Genomic DNA, 26,192 nt, shown 5'->3' with positions numbered 1-26,192 from the left:
AGTGCCTAGCGTCCCCCGGGTGCGGTGCAGGAGCGCCGAACGTGGCATCGACGAACGAGAGGTGAGGACCATGACGGCCGATGCGGGAACGACGCGGGACGAACGGGAACCGGCGATGCTGGATCAACAGGTGTTCGGGGACAATCCGACCGAGGTTCGCGACACCGACCACTACACCAGGGAGTACGTCGGCGGCCTGGTGGACAAGTGGGACGAGCTGATCGACTGGAGCAAGCGCTACGAGACGGAGGGGCGCTTCTTCACGGAACAGCTGCGTGCTCGTTCGGCCCGCACCGTGCTGGATGTGGCGACCGGGACGGGCTTCCACTCCGTGCGTTTGCTCGAAGAGGGATTCGACACCGTGAGCGCGGACGGAAGTCCGCAGATGTTGGCGCGGGCCTTCCGGAACGGGTTCGACTACGGCGGGCACGTCCTGCGGGTGGTGAACGCCGACTGGCGCTGGCTCAACCGTGATGTCCACGGTGAGTTCGACGCGATCATCTGCCTCGGGAATTCCTTCACACACCTGTTCTCCGAGCACGACCGCCGCAAGGCGTTGGCCGAGTTCTACGCCAAGCTGCGCTACGACGGTGTTCTGATCATCGATCAGCGCAATTACGACGCGCTCCTCGACGGGGAGTCCTCCAACAGCCACACCTATTACTACTGTGGCGCCCAGGTCGCCGCCGAGCCCGATCACGTCGATCAGGGGCTCGCCCGCTACAAGTACACCTTCCCGGACGAAAGCGAGTACTTCCTGAACATGTACCCGCTGCGCAAGAACTACATGCGTGGTCTGCTGCGGGACGTGGGGTTCCAGCGGTTGGAGACCTTCGGGGACTTCCAGGCGAGCTACGCCGATTCGGAACCGGACTTCTTCATCCACGTGGCGGAGAAGCTGTACCGGGAAGAAGACGAGCTCGATCCGGTCGACGAGTGACGGCTGGTACCGCTGACCCGCCCCGCGGGCAGGAGGGACCCGGTCCGCGGGGCGGGAACCGTTCCTGGGACTCGCAACGGAGCTCTGCCCAGGGGCCGGTCAGTCACGTGAGTCGGTGCCTCGGCAGCGTTGGGGCGTGTAGAGCAGCGGCACGCCGCGTGCCCTGCCGCCTCGCGACGCATCCGACTCACGCGCTCCGATCCACGCGCTCCGCGTGGGCTGAGCACCCGGGTCGGACGAAGCCTTTCGTCGGAGCTGTCCTGTCCTGCCCCTGTCCGGGACGAGGAGGTGTGTACCGGGGTGCGGGGTTCCCGCGCGGAGCGGGGCCCGAGCGTCAGCCCCCGCTTTTCAGCCGCAGGTCGGACTCTATGCGCGCGGCCGTCGTGAGCAGCGGAGGTACGATCCTCTCCCGCGCCGTCCCGGGGGTGGTTCCGCGTGCGTCCAGCGAAACGTTGACGGCCGCGTGGACCTCGCCCGCTGCGTCCCGCAGCGGGGCGGCCACCCCCCGCAGCCCTGCTTCGAGCTCGTCGTCGCATACGACGAACCCCCGGTTGCGGATCTCGGTCAGCTCGGCGCGCAGGGCCTCCCTGGAGGCGGTCGTGCTCTCGGTGAGCCTGCGCAGTGTCATGGAGCCGAGACGTGCCTCCAGCTGCTCGGGTGGAAACCCGGCCAGCAGTACTTTGCCCATCGAAGTGGCGTGGGCGGGGAAGCGGGCCCCCACCGGAATCGCGACCGAGAGCAGCTTCGGACTCGGAACCCGCAGGACGTAGCGGATGTCGTCGCCGTCGAGTACCGCCACGGCGGTCATCTCCCCCAGCTGCTCGGTGAGTTTGCGCAGGTGGGGACGTGCGAGTTCGGGCAGGGACCTGCCGGACAGGTAGGAGTAGCCGAATTCGAGGACCCGGGGTGTCAGCGTGAACAGCCGCCCGTCGTGGGAGACGTAGCCGAGGTCCACGAGGGTGAGCAGGAAGCGGCGGGCTCCGGAGCGGTCGAGACCGGTGCGTTGGACGACCTCGCTGAGGGTCAGTTCCTGCTGCTCGGGAGTGAAGGCGCGCAGCACGGCCAGCGTCTTCTCGGCCGATCGGACGAAGTGCGTTCCGTGTGGCTCACTCATCGGTACTTTGTCGACCCGGTTCGCGTGGGTGGTCGTTTCGGCGCTGCCGGTGCCGAAGGGCGTCGGCCGGGGTGCCGCAGCCGAACGGGTGCACGGGAGCTTGGCGAAGTCCGGTCATGGGCATGGTTCGGGAGACTCCCCCGCGCCGGGATCCTACCGGCGCGGGAGGGGCTCGAGGGCCGCGGCGGGCGCGAGTCCGCTCACAGCCTGTTTTGCAGGCCGTCGGCCGCGGCGAGCAGGTCCGCGGCCCATCTGCTTCCCGGGCGGCGCCCCATGCGGTCGATGGGGCCGGAGACCGAGATGGCCGCCACTACGGTGCCCGCGGAGTCCCGCACCGGAGCGGACACGCTCGCCACCCCGGACTCGCGTTCGGCGACACTCTGCGCCCAGCCACGGCGCCGTACCTCCATCAGGGTTCGTTCGCCGAAGACGGCCTCGGCCAGCACGGCTCGCTGCGTGGACGAGTCGGCCCATGAGGCGAGAACCTTCGCGCCGGATCCCGCTGTCATGGGAAGCGCCGTGTTGACGGGGACGGTGTCGCGCAGCCCGCTGGGCGGTTCGGCCGTGGCCACGCAGGTGCGCTGCATGCCGTCGCGCCGGTAGAGCTGCACGCTCTCCCCGGTGATGTCGCGGAGTTTGGGCAGCACGGCAGCGGCCGCTTCCAGGAGCGGATCGACGGCGCCTCCCGCGAGTTCTCCGAGGGCGGGCCCGGAGCGCCAGCGGCCGTCCGAACCGCGCCGCAGCATCCGGTGCGTTTCCAGTCCCACTGCCAGTCTGTGTGCCGTTGCCCTGGGCAAACCCGTACGCTCGCAGAGTTCGGCGAGGCCGCACGGTTCCTCGGCGGCCGCCTGAAGGACGGCCACTGCTTTGTCCAGAACACCTATACCGCTATGCTCTCCCACGGGGCGATATTAACGTCCCGTCATATGGGATGTCCACAAAGTGGGAGCCGTGCCACTCGGGTCCCACGTCCACGAGGGGAGGAGCGATGGGTAGCACGCTCGCCGAGAAGGTATGGAACGAGCACCTGGTGCGTCGTGGGACCGGACACGAGCCCGATCTGCTCTACATCGACCTTCACCTCGTGCACGAGGTGACCAGTCCCCAGGCGTTCGAGGGACTGCGACTCGCGGGTCGGGAAGTGCGTCGTCCCGATCTGACCCTGGCCACCGAGGACCACAACGTTCCCACGGAGGGGGCCGAACTCCCCATCGCGGATCCGGTCTCACGGACCCAGGTGGACACCCTGCGCAAGAACTGCGCCGAATTCGGGGTACGCCTGCACTCGATGGGCGACACCGAGCAGGGCATCGTGCACGTCGTGGGACCACAGCTCGGACTGACCCAACCGGGGACCACCGTTGTCTGCGGGGACAGCCACACTTCCACGCACGGGGCGTTCGGGGCGCTGGCCTTCGGCATCGGCACTTCGGAGGTCGAGCACGTGCTCGCCACCCAGACGTTGCCGCTGCGCCCCTTCCGCACCATGGCCATCAATGTGGAGGGAACTCTGCGCCCCGGCGTGACGAGCAAGGACGTCATCCTCGCCGTCATCTCCCGGATCGGCACCGGTGGCGGACAGGGCTACGTGCTCGAGTACCGCGGTTCCGCGGTGGAGTCCATGAGCATGGAAGCCCGGATGACCATGTGCAACATGTCGATCGAGGCCGGTGCGCGCGCGGGGATGATAGCGCCGGACGAGACCACCTTCGAATACCTCAAGGGCAGGTCCCACGCGCCGCGGGACGCAGACTGGGACGCGGCCGTCGAGTACTGGAAGTCGTTGCGCACCGACTCGGACGCCGTCTACGACGCGGAGGTGACGATCGACGCGGACACGCTCACCCCGTTCGTGACCTGGGGGACCAACCCGGGGCAGGGCGTCCCGCTCGGGGAGCGGGTGCCCGATCCCGAGGAGATCGCCGACGAGGAGGCGAGGGCGGCGACGGAGAAGGCCCTGGAGTACATGGACCTCACCGCCGGAACCCCGCTGCGCGACGTGGCAGTGGACACGGTCTTCCTCGGCTCCTGCACCAACGGCAGGATCGAGGACCTGCGCAGCGCCGCCGAGCTCCTGCGGGACCGCGAGGTGTCCTCGGACGTGCGGATGCTCGTGGTCCCCGGATCGATGCGGGTGCGCCAACAGGCGGAGGAAGAGGGGCTGAACGAGGTGTTCACCGCAGCGGGAGCCGAGTGGCGTTCCGCCGGGTGCTCCATGTGCCTGGGCATGAATCCCGATCAGCTGAGCCCCGGGGAGCGCGCGGCCTCGACGTCCAACCGCAACTTCGAGGGGCGCCAGGGCAAGGGGGGACGCACTCATCTGGTCTCGCCCGTGGTCGCGGCCGCGACAGCGGTGCGGGGCACGCTGTCCTCGCCGGAGGACCTCTGATCGAGGTCTTCCGCCCGCTCTTGACGAGGTGGTTGCTCGGCGGAACCTCTCGCGAGCTGGTGCCTCGACGTCGGGCGGGTGCCACACGACGTGGGGCCGTTTCGGCGCTGCCGGGGCGCCGAAGCGCCACACCGATCACCAACACGACAGGAGAGCATCGGTGAGTGACCGGGTGAGGCCCCGGTCTTCCGGTGCGGGGACCGGCGGTCCGGGCACGTGACCCCGTCCGTCGAACTCGAGAACGTACCCGAGAAGTCCTCCGGCCGCGTAGCTCGCGGTCTCGCGACACAGGGAGCCAAACATGGAACCGTTCACCACACACACCGGCATCGGCGTGCCGTTGCGGCGGTCCAACGTGGATACGGATCAGATCATTCCGGCCGTTTACCTCAAGCGGGTCGCGCGTACCGGATTCGAGGACGCGTTGTTCGCCGCCTGGCGTTCCGATGAGAATTTCATTCTGAACACCGAGCCGTTCGATCGGGGAAGCGTGCTGGTGGCCGGCCCCGACTTCGGTACCGGTTCGTCACGGGAACACGCCGTCTGGGCGTTGAAGGACTACGGGTTCCGCGTGATCATTTCTTCGCGGTTCGCCGATATATTCCGCGGCAACGCGGGTAAGCAGGGATTGTTGGCGGCGCAGTGCGAACAGTCCGATGTGGAGTTGCTGTGGAAGCTGCTCGAATCCGAGCCCGGAACCGAGGTCACGGTGGATTTGAGCGCCCGGACGGTGCAGGCCAAGGACCTGACCATCGGTTTCGAGGTGGACGACTACACGCGTTGGCGTCTGCTGGAGGGGCTGGACGACATCGGTCTGACGATGCGTTCGGAGGAGGCCATCGAGACCTTCGAGCGTTCCAGGCCGGGCTTTTTGCCACGCACTCTGTCCGCTCCGACGGCATGACCCCTTCTTCGTGGGCGCGTTTTCGTCGGTGCTTTCCGGGAAAACGCGCCCACGGGAAGTAGGAGCGCGGACACCTCGTAGTCCGCTCCTCCCGGAGGCAACGGCGCGGCGCCGTGGGGAAAACGGGCGTGGCGAATGGCATCGGCTGGTGCGGAGATTTACCGTGGCCCTTGAGTCGGCCCGACGGGCCGTAGTTGTCCTGGGAGGGACTGACGTGAACAAGGCGCAACTAATCGAGGAACTGGCCGAACGCCTCGGTGACAAAAAGACCGCGAGTCAGGCAGTGGACAACGTCGTCGACCTTATCGTCCGCAACGTCAACAAGGGCGAGAAGGTGAACATTACCGGCTTCGGCGTTTTCGAGAAACGTGCCCGCGCCGCCCGCACGGCGCGCAACCCCCGCACCGGCGAGGCGGTGCGGGTCAAGAAGACGAACGTGCCTGCTTTCCGGGCGGGGACCCAGTTCAAGGAAGTCGTGGGAGGACAGCGGAAACTTCCCAGGGCCGGTTCCGCCAGGGCGGGGACCACCGCGAGCCGAGGGACTTCCACCACCGCGAAGAGCGGCTCCGGAAGCACACGCACGACGGCGACGGGTGGCGCTCGCGCCACCGCGAAGTCGTCGGCCCCCGCAGCCGGTACGAAGTCGCGTACTTCGCGGTCGACGGGGACCACGGCGTCCAAGTCCGGTGGGGCGGCCACCAAGTCGGGCGGCACGGCCACCAAGTCGACCACCACGGCGTCCAAGTCCGGTGGGGCGGCCACCAAGTCCGGTGGGACGGCGTCCAAGTCGACCACCACGGCGTCCAAGTCCGGTGGGGCGGCCACCAAGTCCGGTGGGACGGCGTCCAAGTCGACCACCACGGCGTCCAAGTCCGGTGGGGCGGCCACCAAGTCGGGCGGCACGGCCACCAAGTCCGGTGGGGCGGCGTCCAAGTCGGGGACGAGCAAGTCGGCTTCGTCGAAGACGAGCACCGGTGGCACCTCACGCGGCACCGGCAAGACGGCTGCCGCGAGCACCACGACGAGTCGTGCCACGGCTTCCGCCGGTACGAAGTCGCGTACTTCGCGGTCGACGGGGACCACGGCGTCCAAGTCCGGTGGGGCGGCCACCAAGTCGGGCGGCACGGCCACCAAGTCCGGTGGGGCGGCGTCCAAGTCGGGGACGAGCAAGTCGGCTTCGTCGAAGACGAGCACCGGTGGCACCTCACGCGGCACCGAGAAGAGCGGCACGAGCAAAGCGGCGAGCGGCAAGAGTTCCACCGCTTCGAGCCGCAAGTCCACCACCGGGCGTGGAACCAAGAAGTGACGCGTCAGGCCGTCCGCACGGTCGTGACCAGCTGCCTGCCGGGCGGTTCGGAGACGGCCCGAGTAGTCGGCCGAAGGGAACGAATCCGGCGGTTGTCGTGTTCAGGCGGCCTCCGGGGCCGGCTCGGGAAAGTAGTCCGCCGCGACCAGCCGTGGTGTGGGACCGGTCCCGTTGCCCTCATGCGTTCCGGGGAGGAAGGAGAGCACCCAGACGCTGGCCTTGCGGCTGTTGACCTCACCGAGATCGACTCCCGCTGATTTCGCCAGTCGGCCGATCAGATCGGGAATCACACCGCCCTGGCTGCACACGACGGCGGTCTCGCCCGCGGAAGCGATCCGCAGCAGGCGTTGCCTCCCGGCTTCCGGATCGGCGCGGTAGGTTTCCTCGGACAGCGCGGGCTCGGACTCCACACGTTCTCCGAGCTCCTCCGCGACGGAAGCCACGGTCTGTTCGCACCGGACTCGTGGAGCGGAGTGCACCCTTTCGGGGCCGAACAGCGACAGCAGGGAGTGCAACGCGTGCTGTTGGACCCACCCCTGGCCGCTCAGCGGCCGCAGGCTGTCGTCCTCCTCGAAGTCCGCACGCTTGCCCGCCCTGGCGTGCCGTACCAACAGCACGGTGCTCAACGAGGGGGGAAGGCTCCGAAAGGAGTCCAGCACGCTGTTGTCGTCAGTGTAGGTGAGCCATTCGTGAGCCTGGGTGACGGGGACCCAGTGCATCCGGTCCACTTCTTCGTTGGCGACGAACTCGCCGGGGCGGGCTCGCGCGGCGAAGTAGTGGACGAACTTGCGAGCCCGGCCTCCGTCGGAGGTGGGGACCGTGTAACTGATCCGGCGCAGGTGCCGGGACAGCACGGAGTCCAACCCGGTCTCCTCGGAGACCTCGCGCGCCGCTGCGTGGGCCGGCGTTTCGCCCGGGTCGAGCTTGCCCTTCGGTAGCGACCAGTCCCCGTAACGGGGGCGGTGAACCACGGCGACCTCCGGGTCCCCCTCCCGCGCCGCACGCCACAGCACCGTTCCGGCCGCGTGAACCGTGGGCGCCTGTTCGTCGACCAGGTGGTCGGCCGGGGTCGCGTCCCGAGCGTCGTTCACGGTGTCGTCGGGGGCAGTGGTCGGCACCGTCGAAAAACTCGCGAATCCGGTATCGGAGTCCGATTCGCCGCGGGGCATCTCACCTCACACCTTCGCGCCGTGCTGCCGAAGCATCTCCACCTGGTGGTCCTTGACGTGCTGGTCCTGACGAGGAGAGGCCTCCCAGTCGCCCTTCTCGTTGAGCACCCAACAGCGGGTTTGCGGGTGCAGCGCGGAATCCAGCAACGCGTCCAACTCGGCGGTCAGCCTGGGGTCGGTCACCTGTACCTGTGCCTCGATGCGTCGATCGAGGTTACGGTGCATCATATCGGCGCTGCCGATCCAATGTTCGTCCGTGCCCCGGAAGTGGAACACCCGCGAATGCTCCAGGAAACGGCCGAGAATCGACCTGACCTCGATGTTCTCGCTGAGACCTCGTACTCCCGCCTGCAGGGCGCAGATCCCGCGGACCACGATCCGAACCCGCACGCCCGCGAGCGAAGCCCGGTAGAGCGCGTCGATGATCTGTTCGTCGACCAGCGAGTTCACCTTCATCCGGATGCCGGCCTGTCTGCCCGCCCGGGCCAGGGCGATCTCCGCCTCGATCCGCTCGACGATCCCGGTGCGGATCCCCTGGGGCGAAACCAGGACGCGGCGGTAGGTGTCGTGCCTGGCGTATCCGGTGAGCACGTTGAACAGGTCGGTGAGGTCGGCACCTATGTCGTCGTCGGCTGTGAGCAGGCCGAGGTCCTCGTACATGCGGGCGGTTTTCGGGTTGTAGTTGCCCGTCCCGAGGTGGCAGTAGCGGCGTAACGTGGAACCCTCCTGGCGCACCACCAACGCGGTTTTGCAGTGCGTCTTCAGGCCCACCAGGCCGTAAACCACGTGGACACCGGAACGTTCCAGCGCACGTGCCCACTGAATGTTCGCCTGCTCGTCGAAGCGAGCCTTGAGCTCGACCAGGGCCACCACCTGCTTGCCCGCTTCGGCCGCGTCTATCAGCGAGTTGACGACCGGGGAGTCCCCCGAGGTGCGGTAGAGGGTCTGCTTGATCGCCAGCACCTGCGGGTCCAGTGCCGCCTGCTCGACGAACTTCTGCACCGAGGTGGAGAAGGCGTGGTACGGGTGATGCACCAGCACGTCCCCCTCGCGGAGGGTGGCGAAGATGCTCTTGGAAGTGTTGCCCTCGGCGAAGGCCGGGTGCGTGGCGGGGACGAACGGGCCCCCCTTCAGATCGGGGCGCTGCAGCTTTTCGAGCTGGAACAGGCAGGACACGTCGAGCAGTCCGCGCACCTCGACCACGTCGTGGGGATCGACGTCGAGTTCGCGCAGCAGCAGTTCGAGCATGGTGCGACTCATCGTGTCGGCTATCTCGAGCCGCACCGGAGGGCCGAAGCGACGACGGGAGAGCTCACGTTCCATCGCCTGGAGCAGGTCCTCGTCGCGGTCCTCCTCGACCTCGAGGTCGGCATTGCGCGTCACGCGGAAGATGTGGTGCTCGGTGACCTCCATGCCGGGGAAGAGCTTGTCCAGGTGGGCGGCTATGATCTCCTCGAGCGGCACGAACGTGATGCGCTGCTGATCGCGTTCCTCCTCCACCCGGATCAGTCTGGACACGTTGTCCGGCACCTTGACCCGTGCGAACCGTTTGATCCCGGCGTCCGGATCGGTGACCATCACCGCGAGATTCAGCGACAGCCCGGAGATGTAGGGGAACGGGTGCGCGGGATCGACCGCGAGCGGGGTCAGTACCGGAAAGACGTGGTCCTGGAAATAGCGGGTGAGCTTGGCCTTGTCCGCGTCGTCGAGCTGGGCCCAGCGCAGAATCCGGATGCCGTTGGACTCGAACTCGGGGAGGAGCTCGTCCAACAGCACACGGTCGAGCTTCTCCACCAGGTCCTGGTTCCGTGCCGCGATGCGCGCGAGCTGTTCGTGCGGCGTGAGTCCGTCCGTGCTGCGCACGGACAGCCCGGTTTCCTCACGTCTTTTGAGGCCCGCCACGCGCACCATGTAGAACTCGTCCAGGTTCGAGGCGAAGATGGCCAGGAACTTGGCTCGTTCCAGGGGAGGCTGGGACTGGTCCTCGGCAACGGCCAGAACTCGCGCGTTGAAATCCAGCCAGGACAGCTCGCGGTTGAGGTAGCGGTTCTCCGGCAGGTCGGTGCTCGCGGCGGCTCTGGTCACGGCGGGTGGGGCGGCGGGAACGCGTGCTCCTTCCGGTGCCCCGTCCGGGCGAGTGCGCTGCTCGGCCGATTCGGTGGGGGCTTCCGAAGGCGTGGAGGAGTGGCTGGTCTCCTCCGCGCTTCCGTCGGACGGCCCTTGTTGCCGCGGCCGATGGGGGCCGTCTTCGTTGCCTTGCTGTGGGACCGTCCCGAAAAGCCGATCGTCGCCGTCCGTGCTCACGCCCCCATTCTCACCCATGGAGCAGGGGAAACGCTCACCCGATCGGATGCCTGCCATGTGATTTCGCTCGTCCTCCGATCGGTTGCTGAACGGGTAACGGAGGCTCTCGGCCGGGCATTCGCGATCGTGGGGAGTGCCCGCCCGGTCATTCGGGTGCGCTCGAGTTTTGCGGAACGTTGCCGGGGCGGCTCCCGTCGGCGGGCTCGTCGGGCGGGTGCGGGCTGGAGATACCGGCCGACGAACCCCGCCGCCCCGAACGGGCAACCTCGATCAGACGGGGCCGCGGACGGATTCCGGGCTCTCGGCCTCACGGACGTGCGTGCTCGTGTGCGCCCCCAGGCCCAGTGCCGCCGCCGCCTCCAGATCGGCCGGCAGGTCCACGTCGCGACGCAGGGACTCCAGCGGGGCGCGCAGTTCACGGGCGCCGCCGTTCCGGTGCGCCCGCGCCGATTCGGGGCCGAACTCCGGGCGCAACGCGCTTCCCCGACGTGCGAGCAGCAGGGTCGTTCCGGTGCCCTGCCCGTCGGAGCAGAAGGCCCGGTCGGTGCCGGCCTCGGAAATCGCCGTGTCCAGATCAGCGGGTCTCAGCGCGGGGAGGTCGGCCTGCAGAGCGCCCACCCGAGCTTCGGGGTTCCGCCGCCGCAGCACCTGGTCGCCGTACCGCAGGGCCGCGTTGAGTCCCGCGACGGGAGAATCGTCGAGAACTTCCACACCGCGTCCGCGGAACCGGGCGGCCAGCTCGGCGTCCGAGGTGACTACGACGACTTCCACCGCGTGTGTGGCGGAGATCGCGGCGACGACCGTGTCCGAAGCCAGTGCCGCTACCAGTTCGGAGTGGCGCTCCTCGGGTTCGCTCACGCCGCGAAGGCGGGTCTTGGCCAGGTGCAACGGCTTGATCGGGACGAGCAGCTGAACTCCGGGTGTCACTCCACCATGTTGCGCCCCCGGAACGATGTTTTGCCACGCTGCCGGTCGTTCCCGGTCGAATCACGGCAAGGGGTATGTTGGCTGTCGCCGGAAACGAAAAGGAGTTGGGGTGTCCGATCCGAAGAGCCTGCGGCGTTCTCGCAGCGGAACGAGGGAACGCGGACGTGGTGTACTGGGCAGGATCTGGCTGGGGACCGCCGTGGCCGTGTTCTACCCGATCAAGGCACTGCTGGCCCGCACTCGCCTGGTCGGGCTGCGCAACGTCCCGGCCGAGGGTTCCGCGCTGTTGGTGTTGAACCACGTGTCGCATCTCGACCCGGTCTACGACGCCGTGGCGGTGCACCGCGCGGGAAGGCTCCCGCGCTTCCTCGCCAAGAACACGCTCTGGAACGTTCCGGTGTTGCGCGGTGTCCTGCGCGGCGTCGAGCAGATACCGGTCTACCGGGGGACGGTGGACGCGCGGAAGAGCCTGCGCGAGGCGCACGAGGCCCTCGAGAACGGCAAGATCGTGCTGATCTACCCGGACGGGACCATCACCAGGGATCCCGACGGTTGGCCCATGACCCCCAAGATCGGGGTGGCGCGGTTGGCGCTGGAACACGACGTTCCGGTGATCCCGGTGGCTCGCTGGGGCACCAGGGAGATCTACGACGGTTACAACAAGCGCTTCCGCCCCCTGCCGCGCAAACAGGTCACCCTGAGCTTCGGCGAGCCGGTCGACCTGTCCGAGTACCGCGACCGCGAGGTGGACAACCGGACACTGCGGGAGGTGACCGAACTGGTCATGTCGCGCGTGCGCGATCTGCTCGGGGAGGTGCGGGGCGAGCAACCGCCGGTTTCGTTCTACTCGGGTCGGAAACGCGCGAGCGGAAAAGAGGACCATGTCTGAGCGGCTCGTCACGGCGTCCGGGGGGCGGAGGATCGAAAGGGTGGCCGTGCTGGGGGCCGGTTCCTGGGGAACCACCTTCGCGAAGGTCCTGGCCGATGCGGGCACCGAGGTGTGCCTCTGGGCCAGGCGGGCGCACGTGGCCGAGGCGGTGGAGCGGAAACGGGTCAACGAGGAGTACCTGCCGGGGATCACCCTTCCCGGGCCCCTCAAGGCCACGGACGACTCCGCCGAGGCCCTGAGCGGCGCCGATGCCGTCGTGCTCGCGGTGCCCAGCCAGACGCTGCGGGAGAACCTCGCCGGCTGGCGACCGCTGCTCCCCGAGGGGGCGACCCTGGTCAGCCTCGCCAAGGGGGTGGAGCTGAGCACGCTGAAGCGGATGAGCCAGGTCGTCGCTGAAGTGGCCGATGTGGCCGACGACCGGGTGGCCGTCGTCTCCGGCCCCAATCTCGCCAAGGAGATAGCCGTCGAGCAACCGACGGCCACGGTCGTCGCGTGTTCCGACCACGACAGGGCCGTCGCGCTGCAGCGGGCCTGCTCCACCGGGTACTTCCGGCCGTACACCAACACCGATCTCGTCGGGGTGGAGGTGGCCGGTGCCTGCAAGAACGTGATCGCCCTCGCCTGCGGCGTGGCGTCCGGTCTGGGATACGGATCCAACACGATGTCCACCCTGATCACCAGAGGTCTTGCCGAGACGACCAGGCTGGGAGCGGCTCTCGACGCGGAGCCCATGACCTTCGCGGGGCTGGCAGGCATGGGGGATCTGGCGGCCACCTGCATCTCACCGCTGTCGCGCAACCGCACTTTCGGGGAACGACTGGGCCGGGGGGAATCGATCACCGAGGCGCAGCGGGCCGCGCACGGACAGGTCGCGGAGGGGGTCAAGTCCTGTACCGCGCTGCGCGAGCTCGCGAAGAGGCACGGGGTGGAGATGCCGATCGCGGAGATCGTCCACCGCGTGTGCCACGAGGGCCTGGAACCCGTTCCCGCCGCTGTCGAGCTGCTGGGGCGGGAGCGCAAGCCCGAATGAGTCGCCTCGGTGCCCGCTTTCGTGCCTGCTCCTCGTGAGTCCGGCCCGCAGCGGTGCACGGATGCGGCTTCCGAAAGGGCCGGTGGGGCCCGGAACGAGGACGAACGAACGGATCGCGAAGAAGGAGCTCTTCCTTGCTCGGTGACGGTACGCGTTGTGTGCACGGCGGTGAGTCGGAACCGGCTGTGGCCGAGCCGCTCATGCCGGGACCGGTGTTCGCCGCGCCGTACCACCTGGGCGGTGCCGACCGGGTGGGGGACGCGGACTTCTACGGACGGGCCGGGAACCCGGGATGGCGTGCTCTGGAACGGGCTCTCGGTGAACTGGACGGCGGCCACTGTGTGCTGCTGCCGTCCGGAATGGCCGCCATCGGCACGCTGCTGCGGACGGTGTTGCACGCGGGGGACGCGCTCGTGCTCCCCTCGGACGGCTACTACGCCACGCGGGACCTCGTCCGCACGGAGCTGTCCGAGCTGAACCTCGACGTTCGCGAGGTGCCCACTTCGGGGCCGTTTCCGCCGGAGGTGTTCGACGACGCGCGTCTGGTGCTGTTGGAGACCCCGTCCAATCCGGGGTTGGACGTCTGCGACATCGCGGAGCTGGCCGAGCGCGCCCACGCCGCGGGTGCGCTGGTCGCCGTCGACAACACGACCGCCACACCGCTCGGGCAGCGTCCGCTGGAGCTGGGCGCCGACGCGGTGGTCGCCAGTGACACCAAGGCGGTTTGCGGACACAGCGATCTGCTGCTCGGGCACGTCAGTACCGCCGACGAGGAACTGGCACGACGACTGACCGGGACCCGCACTCTCTCGGGCGCCATACCCGCGCCGTTCGAAACCTGGTTGGCGCATCGGAGTCTGGCCACCCTGGATCTCCGGTTGGAGAGGCAGGCCGCCAACGCGGCCGCGCTGGCCGAGGCGCTGGCTGAGCACACCGCCGTTTCGGGGCTGCGTTGGCCGGGGGCGTCCTCCGACCCCGCCCATGGGCCGGCGAGTCGGCAGATGCGGCGCTGGGGTGGAGTGCTGCGGTTCGAGCTGCGGGACGCGGAAGCCGTGCGGCGGCTGCTGGAACGCAGCCGGTTGGTTTCGGGAACCACCAGTTTCGGAGGGGTGCACAGCACGGCCGATCGACGGGCGCAGTGGGGGGACCCGGTTCCCGAGGGGTTCGTACGGTTCTCCGCGGGCTGCGAGGACACCGCCGATCTGGTGGCGGACGTTCTCGGTGCCCTGGACTGAGCGCGTGTCCGGCCCGGGTGGTGCGGAGAGCGCGCACGAGGCGTGACCCGCGGCGGTGACCACGACCGTGTGAGATCTTGCCTTCCCACTGGTACGGGGCTTGACGGTGCTGAGCAGCGTTGCTTGACTCGGAATCGTGTTGTTGCGCGCTGTGAAGACTTTGTCGGCGACGGTCCGGGCATCTCGTGGCCCGCGTCGCCACGTCGAACTGCGCCTGGTGGCCAGCGCGTTGTGTCCGTCGTGCTGAAGGCTCTCCCGGTCGGCGATCGAAAAGGTCGTTGATCGCTTCCGTCGCGTGTCGTTTTCCGCTCGTTCGATCACGAAGGACTGTTCAACCGTTGTTCGCCGTGCCACCCAATACTGTCGCGAACGCGTCCGACCTCGCTCGGGCGCATCCCGTACGAATCGCCCGCGAGACGGCGTACACCCGCCGTTCCTGGGCACATCTGGTGCGCTACGACAGGGAGCGGCGCTGGGCCGTGCTGTTGCGCCGCACCGCCGATTACGAGGTCTGGATACTGAGCTGGTTGCCGGGCCAGCACACCGAGCTGCACGACCACGGCGGAGCCGACGGGGCCTTCACCGTGGTCTCCGGTGTGCTGAACGAACGAGCCGTGCGCTCCGATTCGGGGCACCACCCGGCCGAGGCGCTGCACACCCTCGTCGCGGGGCAGTCCAGGGTTTTCGGTCCGAACTACGCCCACCAGGTGCACAACGAGGGCCCCGATCCGGCGATAAGCATCCACGTGTACCGGCCGTGGCGCGCGGTCAACCCGTCCTCCTGAACGGCCGGCCGACGCTGAGAAGCCCGCGAGGGGACAGGGGACTCCTGTCGGAGTCCTCTCCCGGCTCTCCTGTTCCCGACGGAGTGCTCAGTCGCGTGCTGGGTGGGAAGAGCTGGCGGCGACCAGGACCGCCGAGATCACCAGCAGTCCGGCCAGCCGCACCAGCAGGATGGCGTCGGTGGCCAAGACCGGAACGTGCTTGCAGCAGGGGCCCAGCGTGGAGTGCAGTGCCACGAACGCCGTGGACGCCGCGCCGATACCGGTCGAGCGCCAGCGCGGCGGCAACACCTCCTCGTTCGCTCGGTGCGCCGCGTCCGGTCCCGGCCGTTCCTCGCTTCCGGGAGTAGGGAATCCGCTCAGAGCTTCTTGGCGAAGTGCAGCGAGGGCGTGGTGAACCCGGCACTCGCGTAGAGCCGGTGCGCGGAACGGCGTCCCAGCCCCGAGTCGAGGTGGATCTGCCGTGCTCCGAGCCGGAGGGCCTCGTGCTCGACCCACTCCAGCAGGAGGGTGGCGTAGCCGTTCCCGCGAGCGCTCGGAAGGGTGCACAGGTCGTCGATGTACAGATGCCGTCCCCAGGCCAGGCAGTCGGCCACGCGGAAACCGAGGACCGCGCGGGCCTCGTCGTCGGCAGCGAGTGCGCCGATCAGCCGGTATCCCTGGTCGAGCTGGGGTTCCAACGCCTCGAGGAAAGCCGTTACCGAGGTCAGGTGCGGGCGCAGCTCGCGCAGCACCGGATAGGCTCTCCGGAGCTCCTCCCGCCCGAGTTCCCGTACGTTCAAAGTGGTCTCCGTGCGCCGACGTGTTCGGGACGGGGACACCCGGTGGGACGTCCGGCTCCGCGCGGCACCGTGCCGCGCTCGGCCCGGCCAGGGTGTCCGTGGGTCACACGTTCAAGATCGCTCCCGAACTGGCAGTATTGAAGGTCCAATCAGGGAGTGTTTCGAGATGCCACCCAGTATTCCCGGCCCGGCCTCCCCACTGCTGGAGCTGGCGATCGAACTCGATCGAACGGGCCCCAGGCCCCTGGCCGTGCAGCTCGCGGACGCGTTGCGGCTCGCGGCCACGCGCGGGCAGTTGCGCCGTGGTGACCGACTGCCTTCCACGCGTGCCCTGGCGCGGCACCTGGCCGTCAGTCGTACGGTCACCGCGGCCGCCTACGAGCAACTGCACGCCGAGGGATGGATAGCGGGCCGTCACGGTTCCGGAACCTATGTGACGGCGGCCCCGCCGGGTGCCGAAGGTGTCTCCAGGGGCGGAGAGGTGCACGAGGACGAGTCGGCCTCCTTCCGGGGGACGTTGTTGACTCCGGGGGCGCCCTGGGCCGAAGGCATCGACCGCGCCGCGTGGCGGCGTGCCTGGCGAGCCGCTGGGGACAACGCTCCGGCGACCCTGCCCCACCGCGCCGGCGTCCCCGAGTACCGTGCCGCCGTGGTGGAGCACCTGCTTCGGCACCGCGGACTGGTCGTCGAGGGGCCCGCGGAGAACTCGGTGCTGGCCACGGGGGGAACCACGAGCGCTCTGGCCGAGCTCGCCGCTTCCGTGCTGCCGAGGGGAGCCGCGGTGGCGGTGGAGGAACCGGGGTACCAGCGTGCCGTGGAAGCGTTGCACGCCTCCGGACTCGAGGTCGTCCCCGCGCCGGTGGACTACTCCGGAGTCGTGGTGGACAGCATTCCCGAGCACGTCAGCGCCCTCTACTGCTCACCGGCCCACCAGTACCCGATCGGTGGCAGGCTGCCCGCTCAACGCCGGATCGCGTTGATCGAACGCGCCCGTGCGGCGGGCTGGCTGATCGTGGAGGACGACTACGACGGCGAACTGCGCTACGACGTGTCCCCGTTGCCGGTGCTGGCCTCGATGGCACCGGATGTGGTGGTCCACCTCGGGACCACCAGCAAGATCCTCACCCCCACCCTCGGAGTGGGGTGGCTGCTGGCCCCCGAGTGGGTGAGCCAGGCGATCCTGGAGTACCGCGAGCTGACCGGGACCCGGCCTGCGCCAGCGGGGCAGTGGTTGCTCACCGAACTCGCCAGGAACGGGGACCTGGGACGGCATCTGCGCAGGCTGCGCCGTGAGCTTTCCGGACGCAGGGAACTGCTCGTGGCGACCCTGGCCGGGGCGGGGATCGAATCGGCCGGCGACCGGGCCGGTGCGCACATCCTGGTCCCGCTGGGCGGTGCCGACTCCGAACGCGAGGTGCTGGCGAGACTGCGTGCCCGTGGGGTGCTGGTCGACGGCCTGAGCAGGCACCATCGGTTCGAGCAGCAGTGGTACGGGGTGGCGCTCGGTTACGCGGCGTGTTCCCGGGAGGAACTGCGCGCGACGCTTCCGACGCTGGTGCGGGAACTGGGCGGGGAGTGATCGGCCGCCCGCCGCGTGAGCGGTTCCGAAGAGGTATCGTCTGCGTATGGCAGAACGCAAGATCCGGGTGGCCGTCGTTTTCGGCGGGCGGAACAACGAGCACGGCATCTCCTGCGTGTCAGGGGGGAGTGCGCTGGCCCATCTGGATCGGGAGCGTTTCGAGGTGGTCCCGGTGGGGATCACCCGCGAAGGCAGCTGGGTGCTGGGCCCGGAGGACTCCGAGCAGCTGCGGATCCGGGACAGGCAGGAGCCCGAGATCACGGACGGTGCGGCCCTGACGCTGCCCGCCGACCCGGTACGCAACGAACTGATCTCCCTGCAGGCAGGCAGCGTGGGGGAGGGGCTGTCCGCGGTCGACGTCGTGCTGCCGATGTTGCACGGTGCCTACGGCGAGGACGGCACCATCCAGGGGCTGCTGGAGATGGCCGGGCTGCCCTACGCGGGTCCCGGGGTGCTGGCGAGTTCCGTGGCCATGGACAAGGAGTTCGCGAAGAAACTCCTCACCGCCGAGGGGCTTGCCGTGGGCGACTACGAGGTGCTCCGGCGCGACGAGGAGACCCTGGACGAGTCACGCAGGCAGCGGCTCGGTCTGCCCGTGTTCGTCAAACCGGCCCGCGCCGGTTCCTCGCTCGGGATCACGAAGGTGACCGACTTCGCCGACCTCGACGAGGCCGTCGCCGAGGCACGGAAGATCGATCCCAAGGTGATAGTCGAGTCGGCCGTTTCCGGCCGCGAGATCGAGTGCGGCGTGCTGGAGTTCCCCGACGGCCGTGTAGCCGCTTCCGAACCCGCGGAACTCCGTGTCGACGGTGGAACCGGGTGGTACGACTTCGAGTCGAAGTACCTCGACGACGTCACGGAGTTCGACATCCCCGCCAAGGCTTCCGACGAGGAGACGGAACGACTGCGCGAGGCAGCGGTAACGGCCTTCCGCGCGTTGGACTGCCAGGGCCTGGCCAGGGTCGACGTCTTCCTCACGGAGCAGGGCCGGGTGATCGTCAACGAGGTGAACACCATGCCGGGATTCACCCCGATCTCGCTGTACCCGAGGATGTGGGCCCATTCGGGGATCGAGTACTCCGAACTGCTGAGCACGTTGATCGACACGGCGCTGGCGCGCGGTACCGGTCTGCGCTGAGCGAGCGAACCGCTCCGAGCAGGGGCTTCCGGAACGCCCGCCGCGGCTGGAGTGCGCAGCCGAGCGGGGCGTACCGGCAGGTGCCTGCCCGATGCCGGGGTGCCCGCTCGCGAGGTCGCGGAGGTTCCGCTCAGCGACCACCCGAGCCGGGAGAGGGCGAGAGACACCGGTCAGGGGGAGACCTCCTGCTTGGGAAGGGTGCCGCGCAGTGTCTCGGACAGCCTCTGCACGGGCCCGAGACCGATCGTCTCCGAAGCGGAGAGCGCCACGTACACGGGGCGATCGACCGCTATCCAGCTCGTGTCGTCACCGCTGTTGATCGGCAACCAGTCGACCCCGGAGACGTTCATCAGCTCGGACGTCTTCGTCAACTCGGCCGGAGCCGTGATCCCGCAGCGCACGGTGATCGGGTTGTGCTCGGCATCCCCCCACGCGACGGTTCCGGGAGGCGCGGGCCGGGCCAGTTCGCGACGCGGTACGGGAGTGTCGTCGACGCTCAGCTCGTCGGGAAGGGCGTCGAGGACCTTCCGGCACGCGGAGGACTCGGCGTCCGGCGCCTTGACCGGGGGCAGGGCGACCGGTCCGTTCCCGGCCCGTGCGCTGTTCGCCGAGGTGTCCGCGCCTGCCCGTCCCGTTTCGGACGTGGTCCCTCCGCGGAGCACGCCGAGGGTGGCGACCCCGAGCGCCAACAGGACACCCAGTGAGACGGCCACGATCAGCACACCCTTGGGCAGGCCTCCTGAACCGGATTGTTTCTGCACGTCACCAACTACAGCACGGACTGGTTCCGCCGCCGCAACGGGTCCGGCCCGCCAGGCGGTCCCCACGGAGGGGGAGAGCGGAAAGCACCGCTCAGAGGTGCACGACGGGACAGGTGAGTGTGCGGGTGATCCCCTCGACGTTCTGGATGTTGGCCACCACCATCTTTCCCAGCTGGTCCACGTTCTCGGCCTCGGCACGCACGATGACGTCGTACGGCCCCGTAACGTCCTCGGCGCTGATGATGCCGGTGCCGCCGGAGATCTCACCGGCGACGGCGGCGGCTTTGCCGACTTCGGTCTGGATGAGGATGTAAGCCTGAACCACGAGGATCGCCCCTTCGTCTGGTCGAGTGCGCCCGGCATAGGAAACTAAACGGGCAAGTTACCGCATTGTCCCGAGCTGACGCTCAGGAAAGGAAGGTCCATTGGATCCCGAGCAGAGACAGGACGGGCGGACCGTCTCCGAGCTCGGTGAGTTCGGCCTCATTCGGCGGGTCACCGAAGGCGGTTCTCGGGCGAGGAACACACTGCTCGGGCCGGGGGACGATGCGGCCGTTCTCTCGGCGCCGGACAACCGGGTGGTGGCCACCACCGACGTCCTCGTTCAGGACGTGCACTTCCGGCTGGACTGGTCCAGCCCACATCAGGTGGGACGCAAGGCGGTGGCGGTGAACCTCTCCGACATAGCGGCCATGGGCGCGGTGCCCACCGGTCTGCTCGTCGGGCTGGGGTGCGCGCCCGATGCCTCCGCCGAGCTGGTCGACGGTCTGGCGGCGGGCATGTGGGAGGAGGCCGAAACGGTCGGGATCGACCTGGCCGGTGGCGACATGGCGACCTCGCCGACCCTGACGATCTCCGTGACCGCGCTGGGCGATCTCCAGGGGCGTCCCCCCGTCACGAGGAGCGGGGCCGCCCCGGGGGACGTCGTGGCCTGTGCGGGCAGGTTGGGGTGGTCGGCGGCGGGGCTGGCAGTGCTCGCCCGCGGTTTCCGCTCCCCCCTGGCCGTGGTCGGGGCGCACCGGGTGCCCGAACCGCCCTACTCGGCTGGGCCGGAGGCGGCGGAGGCAGGGGCCACCTCGATGATCGACGTGTCGGACGGGCTGCTGGCCGATCTCGGCCACATCGCCGAGTCCTCCGGGGTCTCCGTCGACGTGCGCACCGACTGGTTGGAGGTGCCCCAGCGGCTCTCGGAGGTCGCCTCCGCACTCGGGGCGAACCCGTGGCAGTGGGTGCTGACCGGAGGGGAGGACCAGGCCCTGGTGGCGACCTTCCCCGAGGGGGCCGTCCCCGCGGGGTGGCGTGCTGTGGGCCGGACAGGCGAGGGAACGGGAGTGACCGTGGACGGAGCCGAGTACGAACAGCAGTCCGGCTGGCAGCACTGGAGACAGTGATCCGGGCATCGCGGAGCGGACCGGGCCGTGAGCACCACACGCTCGTCCGGTCAGGGGGTCGGCATCGTTGATCAAGGCGGTAGCTAGGGTCATGGTCCGTGACCAGGAGCCCGTTGAATGAGATTGTGGAACCAGGCTGGGCCGAAGCGCTCGCGCCGGTGGCGGACCAGATAGCCACTATGGGTGACTTTCTGCGTTCGGAAGTCGCCGCGGGGCGCGAGTACTTGCCTGCGGGAGAGCACGTGCTGCGCGCGTTTCAGCAACCGTTCGAGGACGTGCGGGTGCTCATAGTCGGCCAGGATCCGTATCCCACGCCGGGACATCCCGTGGGGTTGAGTTTCTCGGTCGCTCCGGACGTCGACCCGGTTCCGCGGAGTTTGACCAACATCTTCCGGGAGTACAGCGACGATCTCGGGCTTCCGCAGCCGTCGAACGGTGACCTGACCCCGTGGGCCGAACGCGGTGTGCTGCTGTTGAACCGCGTGCTCACGGTGCAGCCGGGCAAGTCGGCCTCGCACCGCGGCAAGGGTTGGGAGGTGATCACGGACCAGGCCATCAGGGCTCTGGCCCAACGCTCCCAGCCGATGGTGGCGATCCTGTGGGGAAGGGACGCTCGGAGCCTGCGCCAACTGATGCCCGGTGTGGGATGCGTCGAGTCGCCCCACCCGAGCCCGATGTCGGCGGACCGCGGCTTTTTCGGCTCGCGCCCCTTCAGCAGGACGAACGAGATGCTGCGCGAGCGCGGCGCGGAACCGATCGACTGGAAACTGTCCTGATCGTTCGGTCGGGAGGATGACCTCGCCGGGGACGAGTTCCACGCGGGAGCTCGCCCCGGTTTTTCGTTTTCGCGCACTCCGTGGTGCGGATCGCCCTTCGAACACGAACGCTCGGCCGGGATCGTCCGGCCGAGCGTTCGTAGGGTCACGGGGACCCGTCGGCTGGCAGGGCCGACTCAGCCACGTGCGACCTTGCCCGCCTTCAGGCAGGAGGTGCACACATTCAGCCGCTTGCGCTGGGTCGAGCTGACCTTGGCGCGTACGGTCTGGATGTTCGGGTTCCACCGGCGCTTGGTACGCCGATGCGAGTGCGAGACAGCCATACCGAAACCCGGTCCCTTGTTGCAGACGTCGCAGACGGCAGCCACGTCAGACACCCCTAACTTCGCTCGAATGTCCACCCCGCGCCGCCCGGCGCGGGCCATGCTCGTGCGGTGACAGCGCTGAGAGGCCACGCGGCGACCCCACGTTGGTGAAGCCGTCCACCCAGGGGTGACTGCGTGCCTGTGCACCGCTCTTCCGGCGGCACCCACCGACCCGGTGAATCGGTACACGACCTCCGGGAACCGCCACAGTCTAACCCACCGAGTGTGACAGGCCGCGCTCACCTCGGGTGCCGCGCCCTTGCGGGGTCTTTCCGAGGCGGGGGCTATTCTCGACGGCACTCGCGGCGAGGTGGCCGAGTCTTTGGAGGAACCGTGCTGCATGCGCTGGACGGATCCGCCGCACGCAGGTGGGGCGAGGTCTCCGTGCTCGCGTTGACAGCGAACCGCGCGGCGATCGATCGCATCAACGTGTACCCGGTCGCGGACAACGACACCGGTACGAACCTGCTGCAGACCATGCGTTCCGCGCTGGAAGCGGCCGATCGCGTGCGCGCGGCGGAGGCGCACGTCGTGCTGACCGCGCTCTCCGAGGGAGCGCTGCACGGCGCCGCGGGCAATTCGGGGCTGCTGCTGTCGCAGATGCTGCGCGGCATGGCCCAGCACGCGGGTGCGGGGCAGCGCATGTCCGGACGGTGCTTCGGGGGTGCGTTGGAACGCGGATGCGAGCTGGCCGCGGGTGCGGTCGCCGAACCGGCGGAAGGGACCATGCTCACGGTTCTGCGGGCGGCAGCCGGTGCCTGCCGCGAGCAGGCGGAGCTTCCCGACGCCGTGCACGCCGCCACGTTCGCGGCCGTCACGGCCCTGAGCGCCACGACGGCGCAGCGTCCCGAACTGGCCTCGGCCGGTGTGGTGGACGCGGGTGGGCGCGGCGTGGTGTTGATACTGGACGCGCTGTACGCCGTCGTCTGCGACGGTCAGCGGCTCGTCCCCGAGGTTCCGGAGGAACCGGCCGGGGAGGGCGCGCCGTTCCCGCGACACGACTCCGGCTACGACTACGAGGTCATGTACCTGTTGTCGGGGGCGCCCTTCTCCGTCGCCCGTGAACTGCGCGAACGGTTGGTCGGCATCGGTGACTGCGTCTCCGTCGCGGATGCGGGCGAGGACGGGCGAGACGCCGGGGGAACTACCTGGGCAGTGCATGTGCACTGCGATGACATCGGTGCCGCGATCGAGTCCGGGGTCGAGGTCGGGCGGGTCCACGGAATTCGGGTCACCCGTTTCGCCGATCAGCTCGACGAGGGACGTGGCCGGGGAGACGTCCAGCAGTACGGAGCGGAGGGCTCCGTCCCGGCCGGGCGAGCGGTGCTCGCGATCGTTCGTGGAACCGAACTGGCGGAGCTGTTCCGCGCGGAAGGGGCCGGGGTCCTCACGATCGACGGTGCGGAACATCCCGGCGCACGGGAGATGCTGGAAGCGGTCCTGGGGACCGGCCGGCGGGACGTACTGTTGCTGCCCAACGACGAGCGGCTCGTGGAGGAGGCCGACAACGCCGCGGCCGCGGCCGTTCGGGCGGGCATCGACGCCGTGGTGATCCCGACCGCCGCCCCCGTCCAGGGGCTGGCCGCGCTGGCCGTGCACGACCCGGAGAGGCGTACCGCGGAGGACACGGTCGCCCTCGCGGAGGCGGCCGCGGCGACGCGGCGCGGTGAACTGGTCGTGGCTTCGGGGGAGGCGCTCACGTGGGCGGGGCGCTGTCGTGGAGGTGATCTGCTCGGGATGCTCGACGGCGAGGTCGTGCTGATCGGCAGCGACCGCGCGAAAGCCGCTCGCGACCTCGCCGACCGCATGCTCTCGGCCGGTGGTGAGTTGGTGACGGCGCTCGTGCCGGAGCACGCCCCGGCGGCGTTGCCCGAGAGCCTGGCCGAGCACCTGCGGCGCACCCATCCCGAGGTGGAGCTGACCTGCTACCCCTGTGGGGAGTCCTCCACCGAGCTGATGCTGGGTGTGGAGTGACTGTCCCGTCCGCGTGAGCGGGTCGCGTGCGTGGAGCCGACCCGGAACGGGGCCGTCGGAGGGGTCGGATAACTTGACCCCCGAGTCCTTCGGCCACGGGTGTGCCCGCGCTTCCGGGAGGGGTGAGCTCTTCCGGGCGAGGGAAGGCGCGGGCAACGGCGGTGCGGACGGCTCGCCCGATGTCGACGAACAGCGACCACACCGCCGTGGCGCGACTGGTGAAGCGATGACCGGCTGGGACAGCGAACTCGACCGAGTGCTCGGGGCCAAAACGGCCAAGGCGCTGAACGGCGCATTCGGTATGACCACAGTGGGCGACCTGCTGCGGCACTACCCACGGCGTTACGCCGAGCGCGGTGAGCTCACTCCGATCGGCGGACTGGAGACCGGGGAGCACGCCACGGTGCTCGCCCGGGTGGAACGCGTCAGCAAGCGCAGGATGCGCTCGCGGAAGGGGACGATCCTGCAGGCGCGCATCACCGACGGCACGCGTTCCATGTCCTGCACGTTCTTCAACCAGGCTTGGCGTGAGCGGGAGTTGCTGCCCGGCCGGAGAGGGATGTTCGCGGGCAAGGTGACCGCCTACCGCAGCGAGTTGCAACTGGCGCATCCCGAGTACCAGCTGTTCACCGAGGACGAGGACTCCGACGAGCAGGGTGCCGCGCGGGAGTTCGCCGGCGCGCTCATCCCGGTTTACCCGGCTTCCCAGGGGGTCCCCTCGTGGTCGCTGGCGCGTTGTGTCGATCAGGTCCTGAGCGGCTGGGACGGGGTCGTGGATCCGCTGCCCGAGTCGTTGCGCGAGCGGATCGACGCGCTCGGGTTGGACGAGGCGTTGCGCCGGATTCACCAGCCGGAGGACCTCGCCCAGGTGGAACGGGCCAAGCACCGGCTGAAGTGGGACGAGGCCCTGGGGGTGCAGTTGTCGCTGGCGCAGTCGCGCGAGCAGCGCGGCACGCGCCCGGCCCCGGCCTGTCCGCGCAGGCAGGACGGATTGGGCGCGGCCTTCGAGGCCGACCTGCCCTTCACGCTGACCGCGGGACAGCTCGAGGTGGGGGAGCGGATCGCGGAGGACCTGGCCCACGAGCACCCGATGAACCGACTGGTGCAGGGCGAGGTCGGTTCGGGCAAGACCGTCGTCGCGCTCCGGGCGATGCTGCAGGTGATCGATTCGGGAAGGCAGGCGGCGATGCTCGCCCCCACCGAGGTGCTGGCGGCCCAGCACGCGCGCTCCCTGCGGGAGCTGCTGGGTGAGTTCGCCGGAGCCGGTGAGCTGGGGGCGTCCGACCGGGCGACGAAGGTCACCCTGTTGACCGGATCGCTTTCCGCGGCGCAGCGCAAACAGGCTCTGCTGGACGTTGCCTCCGGTGCCGCGGGCGTAGTCGTCGGTACGCACGCCCTGATCCAGGACGGGGTCTCGTTCGCGGATCTCGGGATGGTGGTGGTGGACGAGCAGCACAGGTTCGGCGTCGAGCAGCGGGACGCGTTGCGCGTTCGTGCCGGGGAGCGAAGCTGCCCTCACTTGCTGGTGATGACGGCCACTCCCATACCGCGCACGGTGGCCATGACGGTTTTCGGGGATCTGCGCACGTCCGCGCTGCGCGAGTTGCCCAACGGGCGTTCCCCGATCAGCACCACGGTGGTGCCCACCGCCGAGAAGCCGGCCTGGTTGGAACGCGCCTGGCAGCGCGTTCGCGAGGAGGTCGACGCGGGCCACCAGGTCTACGTCGTCTGTTCGAGGGTGGGGGACGAGTCGAACTCGGGCTCTCGGGAGGAGACCACGAGCGGGGAGGACGGCGAGCAGCGGTCTCCCGTCGCGGTCCTGGAACTCGCCGAGGAGTTGAGGGGCGGCCCCTTGGAGGGACTCCGGATCGGTGCGCTGCACGGCAGGCTCGCCTCCGAGGACAAGGACTCGGTCATGCGCAGCTTCGCCGCGGCCGAGATCGACGTTCTGGTCGCCACGACCGTCGTGGAGGTCGGGGTGGACGTCCCGAACGCCACGATGATGGTGATCATGGACGCGGACCGCTTCGGCACGAGTCAGCTGCACCAGCTGCGGGGCAGGGTCGGACGTGGCGCTTCCCCGGGGCTGTGCTTGCTGGTCAGCGAGGCCGTGTCGCAGACACCGGCGCGGAACCGGCTCGAAGCGGTCGCGTCCACGACGGACGGGTTCGAACTGGCTCGACTGGACCTGCAGCAGCGCAGGGAGGGTGACGTGCTCGGGGCGGCGCAGTCCGGCAAGAAGTCCACGCTGCGTGTGCTGTCCCTGGTGCACGACGAGGAGCTGATCGCTCGGGCGAGGGCGGAGGCGGAGGAGTTCGTCCGGGAGGATCCCGAACTGAACTCGTACCCGGGGCTGGCCGCGATGGTCGCCGATCTGGTGGCCGAGGAGCGGGCCGACTTCCTGGAGAAGGCCTGACCTGGGGTCTCGTTCGCCCCT

23 protein-coding genes and 1 pseudogene are annotated in these 26,192 nt (G+C 69.1%); 14 read left to right on the top strand and 10 right to left on the bottom strand.

Annotated features, from left to right (window positions below):
* Positions 1 to 70: 70 nt before the first annotated feature.
* A pseudogene (locus tag FHR84_RS21470) lies at positions 71 to 919 on the top strand (glycine/sarcosine N-methyltransferase); the annotation flags it as partial.
* Between the two features lie 355 nt (positions 920 to 1,274).
* On the opposite strand, the gene FHR84_RS21465 reads toward FHR84_RS21470, so the two are convergent.
* Entirely contained in the window at positions 1,275 to 2,054 is a 780-nt protein-coding gene (locus tag FHR84_RS21465; protein WP_179537363.1) for an IclR family transcriptional regulator domain-containing protein, read from the bottom strand.
* A gap of 200 nt (positions 2,055 to 2,254) precedes the next feature.
* Positions 2,255 to 2,956, bottom strand: coding sequence for an IclR family transcriptional regulator domain-containing protein (locus tag FHR84_RS21460; protein WP_169336088.1), 702 nt, complete (start codon positions 2,954 to 2,956; stop codon positions 2,255 to 2,257).
* 86 nt (positions 2,957 to 3,042) lie between these two features.
* On the opposite strand from FHR84_RS21460, the gene leuC reads away from it, so the two are divergent.
* The 3 genes from leuC (at position 3,043) to FHR84_RS23035 (ending at position 6,653) form a co-directional block, all read left to right on the top strand.
* Positions 3,043 to 4,443 carry a 3-isopropylmalate dehydratase large subunit gene (gene leuC / locus FHR84_RS21455; protein WP_179537362.1) on the top strand — a complete coding sequence of 467 codons (1,401 nt, stop codon included), beginning with the start codon at positions 3,043 to 3,045 and terminating at the stop codon, positions 4,441 to 4,443.
* Positions 4,444 to 4,744: 301 nt separating this feature from the next.
* Positions 4,745 to 5,347 carry a 3-isopropylmalate dehydratase small subunit gene (gene leuD / locus FHR84_RS21450; protein WP_179537361.1) on the top strand — a complete coding sequence of 201 codons (603 nt, stop codon included), beginning with the start codon at positions 4,745 to 4,747 and terminating at the stop codon, positions 5,345 to 5,347.
* Between the two features lie 214 nt (positions 5,348 to 5,561).
* On the top strand, positions 5,562 to 6,653 hold the full coding sequence (locus FHR84_RS23035; protein WP_179537360.1) for an HU family DNA-binding protein: 1,092 nt from the start codon (positions 5,562 to 5,564) through the stop codon (positions 6,651 to 6,653).
* Between the two features lie 101 nt (positions 6,654 to 6,754).
* Here the strand turns inward: FHR84_RS23035 and FHR84_RS21440 are convergent, their stop codons facing one another.
* From FHR84_RS21440 to cofC, 3 genes are all read right to left on the bottom strand, one after another.
* Positions 6,755 to 7,822, bottom strand: a complete 1,068-nt coding sequence (locus FHR84_RS21440) for an NUDIX hydrolase (RefSeq protein ID WP_179537359.1) — start codon at positions 7,820 to 7,822, stop codon at positions 6,755 to 6,757.
* A gap of 6 nt (positions 7,823 to 7,828) precedes the next feature.
* Positions 7,829 to 10,144 (bottom strand): RNA degradosome polyphosphate kinase, encoded by a 2,316-nt coding sequence (locus FHR84_RS21435; RefSeq protein ID WP_218863628.1) that lies wholly within the window; start codon positions 10,142 to 10,144, stop codon positions 7,829 to 7,831.
* 252 nt (positions 10,145 to 10,396) lie between these two features.
* Positions 10,397 to 11,053, bottom strand: a complete 657-nt coding sequence (gene cofC, locus FHR84_RS21430) for a 2-phospho-L-lactate guanylyltransferase (protein ID WP_179537357.1) — start codon at positions 11,051 to 11,053, stop codon at positions 10,397 to 10,399.
* Positions 11,054 to 11,162: 109 nt separating this feature from the next.
* On the opposite strand from cofC, the gene FHR84_RS21425 reads away from it, so the two are divergent.
* The 4 genes from FHR84_RS21425 (at position 11,163) to FHR84_RS21410 (ending at position 14,992) form a co-directional block, all read left to right on the top strand.
* The gene (locus FHR84_RS21425) at positions 11,163 to 11,942 is read left to right on the top strand and encodes a 1-acyl-sn-glycerol-3-phosphate acyltransferase (RefSeq protein WP_179537356.1); all 780 of its coding nucleotides are present in this window, start codon (positions 11,163 to 11,165) and stop codon (positions 11,940 to 11,942) included.
* On the top strand, positions 11,935 to 12,972 hold the full coding sequence (locus FHR84_RS21420; protein ID WP_179537355.1) for an NAD(P)H-dependent glycerol-3-phosphate dehydrogenase: 1,038 nt from the start codon (positions 11,935 to 11,937) through the stop codon (positions 12,970 to 12,972). The genes FHR84_RS21425 and FHR84_RS21420 overlap by 8 nt, the downstream gene beginning before the upstream one ends.
* Positions 12,973 to 13,106: 134 nt before the next feature.
* Complete coding sequence (locus tag FHR84_RS21415) at positions 13,107 to 14,207, top strand: cystathionine gamma-lyase (RefSeq protein ID WP_179537354.1); 1,101 nt, start codon at positions 13,107 to 13,109, stop codon at positions 14,205 to 14,207.
* A 347-nt stretch (positions 14,208 to 14,554) separates the two neighbouring features.
* Positions 14,555 to 14,992, top strand: a complete 438-nt coding sequence (locus tag FHR84_RS21410; protein ID WP_343075373.1) for a cysteine dioxygenase — start codon at positions 14,555 to 14,557, stop codon at positions 14,990 to 14,992.
* A gap of 87 nt (positions 14,993 to 15,079) precedes the next feature.
* Here FHR84_RS21410 and FHR84_RS21405 read toward each other — a convergent pair whose 3' ends face one another.
* On the bottom strand, positions 15,080 to 15,277 hold the full coding sequence (locus FHR84_RS21405; protein WP_179537352.1) for a hypothetical protein: 198 nt from the start codon (positions 15,275 to 15,277) through the stop codon (positions 15,080 to 15,082).
* Positions 15,278 to 15,348: 71 nt separating this feature from the next.
* Positions 15,349 to 15,771, bottom strand: a complete 423-nt coding sequence (locus FHR84_RS21400) for a GNAT family N-acetyltransferase (RefSeq protein WP_179537351.1) — start codon at positions 15,769 to 15,771, stop codon at positions 15,349 to 15,351.
* A 166-nt stretch (positions 15,772 to 15,937) separates the two neighbouring features.
* Here FHR84_RS21400 and FHR84_RS21395 point away from each other — a divergent pair, with 166 nt between their 5' ends.
* Positions 15,938 to 17,350: an aminotransferase-like domain-containing protein gene (locus tag FHR84_RS21395; protein ID WP_179537350.1), complete on the top strand. Its 1,413-nt coding sequence runs from the start codon at positions 15,938 to 15,940 to the stop codon at positions 17,348 to 17,350.
* A gap of 46 nt (positions 17,351 to 17,396) precedes the next feature.
* Complete coding sequence (locus FHR84_RS21390; RefSeq protein WP_179537349.1) at positions 17,397 to 18,488, top strand: D-alanine--D-alanine ligase family protein; 1,092 nt, start codon at positions 17,397 to 17,399, stop codon at positions 18,486 to 18,488.
* 170 nt (positions 18,489 to 18,658) lie between these two features.
* Here the strand turns inward: FHR84_RS21390 and FHR84_RS21385 are convergent, their stop codons facing one another.
* Positions 18,659 to 19,249 (bottom strand): DUF3515 domain-containing protein, encoded by a 591-nt coding sequence (locus tag FHR84_RS21385; protein ID WP_343075372.1) that lies wholly within the window; start codon positions 19,247 to 19,249, stop codon positions 18,659 to 18,661.
* Positions 19,250 to 19,340: 91 nt separating this feature from the next.
* Positions 19,341 to 19,574 (bottom strand): Lrp/AsnC ligand binding domain-containing protein, encoded by a 234-nt coding sequence (locus FHR84_RS21380; RefSeq protein WP_017973992.1) that lies wholly within the window; start codon positions 19,572 to 19,574, stop codon positions 19,341 to 19,343.
* A gap of 100 nt (positions 19,575 to 19,674) precedes the next feature.
* On the opposite strand from FHR84_RS21380, the gene FHR84_RS21375 reads away from it, so the two are divergent.
* Both FHR84_RS21375 and FHR84_RS21370 read left to right on the top strand, forming a co-directional pair.
* Entirely contained in the window at positions 19,675 to 20,640 is a 966-nt protein-coding gene (locus tag FHR84_RS21375) for a thiamine-phosphate kinase (RefSeq protein ID WP_179537348.1), read from the top strand.
* 98 nt (positions 20,641 to 20,738) lie between these two features.
* Positions 20,739 to 21,416 carry a uracil-DNA glycosylase gene (locus tag FHR84_RS21370; RefSeq protein WP_179537347.1) on the top strand — a complete coding sequence of 226 codons (678 nt, stop codon included), beginning with the start codon at positions 20,739 to 20,741 and terminating at the stop codon, positions 21,414 to 21,416.
* Positions 21,417 to 21,592: 176 nt separating this feature from the next.
* On the opposite strand, the gene rpmB is transcribed toward FHR84_RS21370, so the two are convergent.
* Positions 21,593 to 21,784 (bottom strand): 50S ribosomal protein L28, encoded by a 192-nt coding sequence (gene rpmB, locus FHR84_RS21365; protein WP_017973995.1) that lies wholly within the window; start codon positions 21,782 to 21,784, stop codon positions 21,593 to 21,595.
* A 330-nt stretch (positions 21,785 to 22,114) separates the two neighbouring features.
* Between rpmB and FHR84_RS21360 the strand changes: the two genes are divergently transcribed.
* Together FHR84_RS21360 and recG are read left to right on the top strand one after the other, a co-directional pair.
* Positions 22,115 to 23,755: a DAK2 domain-containing protein gene (locus FHR84_RS21360; RefSeq protein ID WP_179537346.1), complete on the top strand. Its 1,641-nt coding sequence runs from the start codon at positions 22,115 to 22,117 to the stop codon at positions 23,753 to 23,755.
* A gap of 226 nt (positions 23,756 to 23,981) precedes the next feature.
* Entirely contained in the window at positions 23,982 to 26,171 is a 2,190-nt protein-coding gene (recG, locus tag FHR84_RS21355; protein ID WP_179537345.1) for an ATP-dependent DNA helicase RecG, read from the top strand.
* Positions 26,172 to 26,192 lie beyond the last annotated feature (21 nt).

The sequence above is a fragment of the Actinopolyspora biskrensis genome, assembly GCF_013408175.1.
Classification (GTDB): Bacteria; Actinomycetota; Actinomycetes; order Mycobacteriales; family Pseudonocardiaceae; genus Actinopolyspora; species Actinopolyspora biskrensis.
Note: the sequence above shows the minus strand (reverse complement) of the source record. Positions and strands in the feature narration are given on the sequence as shown.

What these genes read in the sequence shown, in the direction of transcription:
- FHR84_RS21465 (WP_179537363.1), bottom strand. Translation starts at nt 2,054, where the DNA reads ATGAGTGAGCCACACGGAACGCACTTCGTCCGATCGGCCGAGAAGACG.
- leuC (WP_179537362.1), top strand. Translation starts at nt 3,043, where the DNA reads ATGGGTAGCACGCTCGCCGAGAAGGTATGGAACGAGCACCTGGTGCGT.
- leuD (WP_179537361.1), top strand. Translation starts at nt 4,745, where the DNA reads ATGGAACCGTTCACCACACACACCGGCATCGGCGTGCCGTTGCGGCGG.
- FHR84_RS21440 (WP_179537359.1), bottom strand. Translation starts at nt 7,822, where the DNA reads ATGCCCCGCGGCGAATCGGACTCCGATACCGGATTCGCGAGTTTTTCG.
- FHR84_RS21435 (WP_218863628.1), bottom strand. Translation starts at nt 10,144, where the DNA reads ATGGGTGAGAATGGGGGCGTGAGCACGGACGGCGACGATCGGCTTTTC.
- FHR84_RS21420 (WP_179537355.1), top strand. Translation starts at nt 11,935, where the DNA reads ATGTCTGAGCGGCTCGTCACGGCGTCCGGGGGGCGGAGGATCGAAAGG.
- FHR84_RS21395 (WP_179537350.1), top strand. Translation starts at nt 15,938, where the DNA reads ATGCCACCCAGTATTCCCGGCCCGGCCTCCCCACTGCTGGAGCTGGCG.
- FHR84_RS21390 (WP_179537349.1), top strand. Translation starts at nt 17,397, where the DNA reads ATGGCAGAACGCAAGATCCGGGTGGCCGTCGTTTTCGGCGGGCGGAAC.
- recG (WP_179537345.1), top strand. Translation starts at nt 23,982, where the DNA reads ATGACCGGCTGGGACAGCGAACTCGACCGAGTGCTCGGGGCCAAAACG.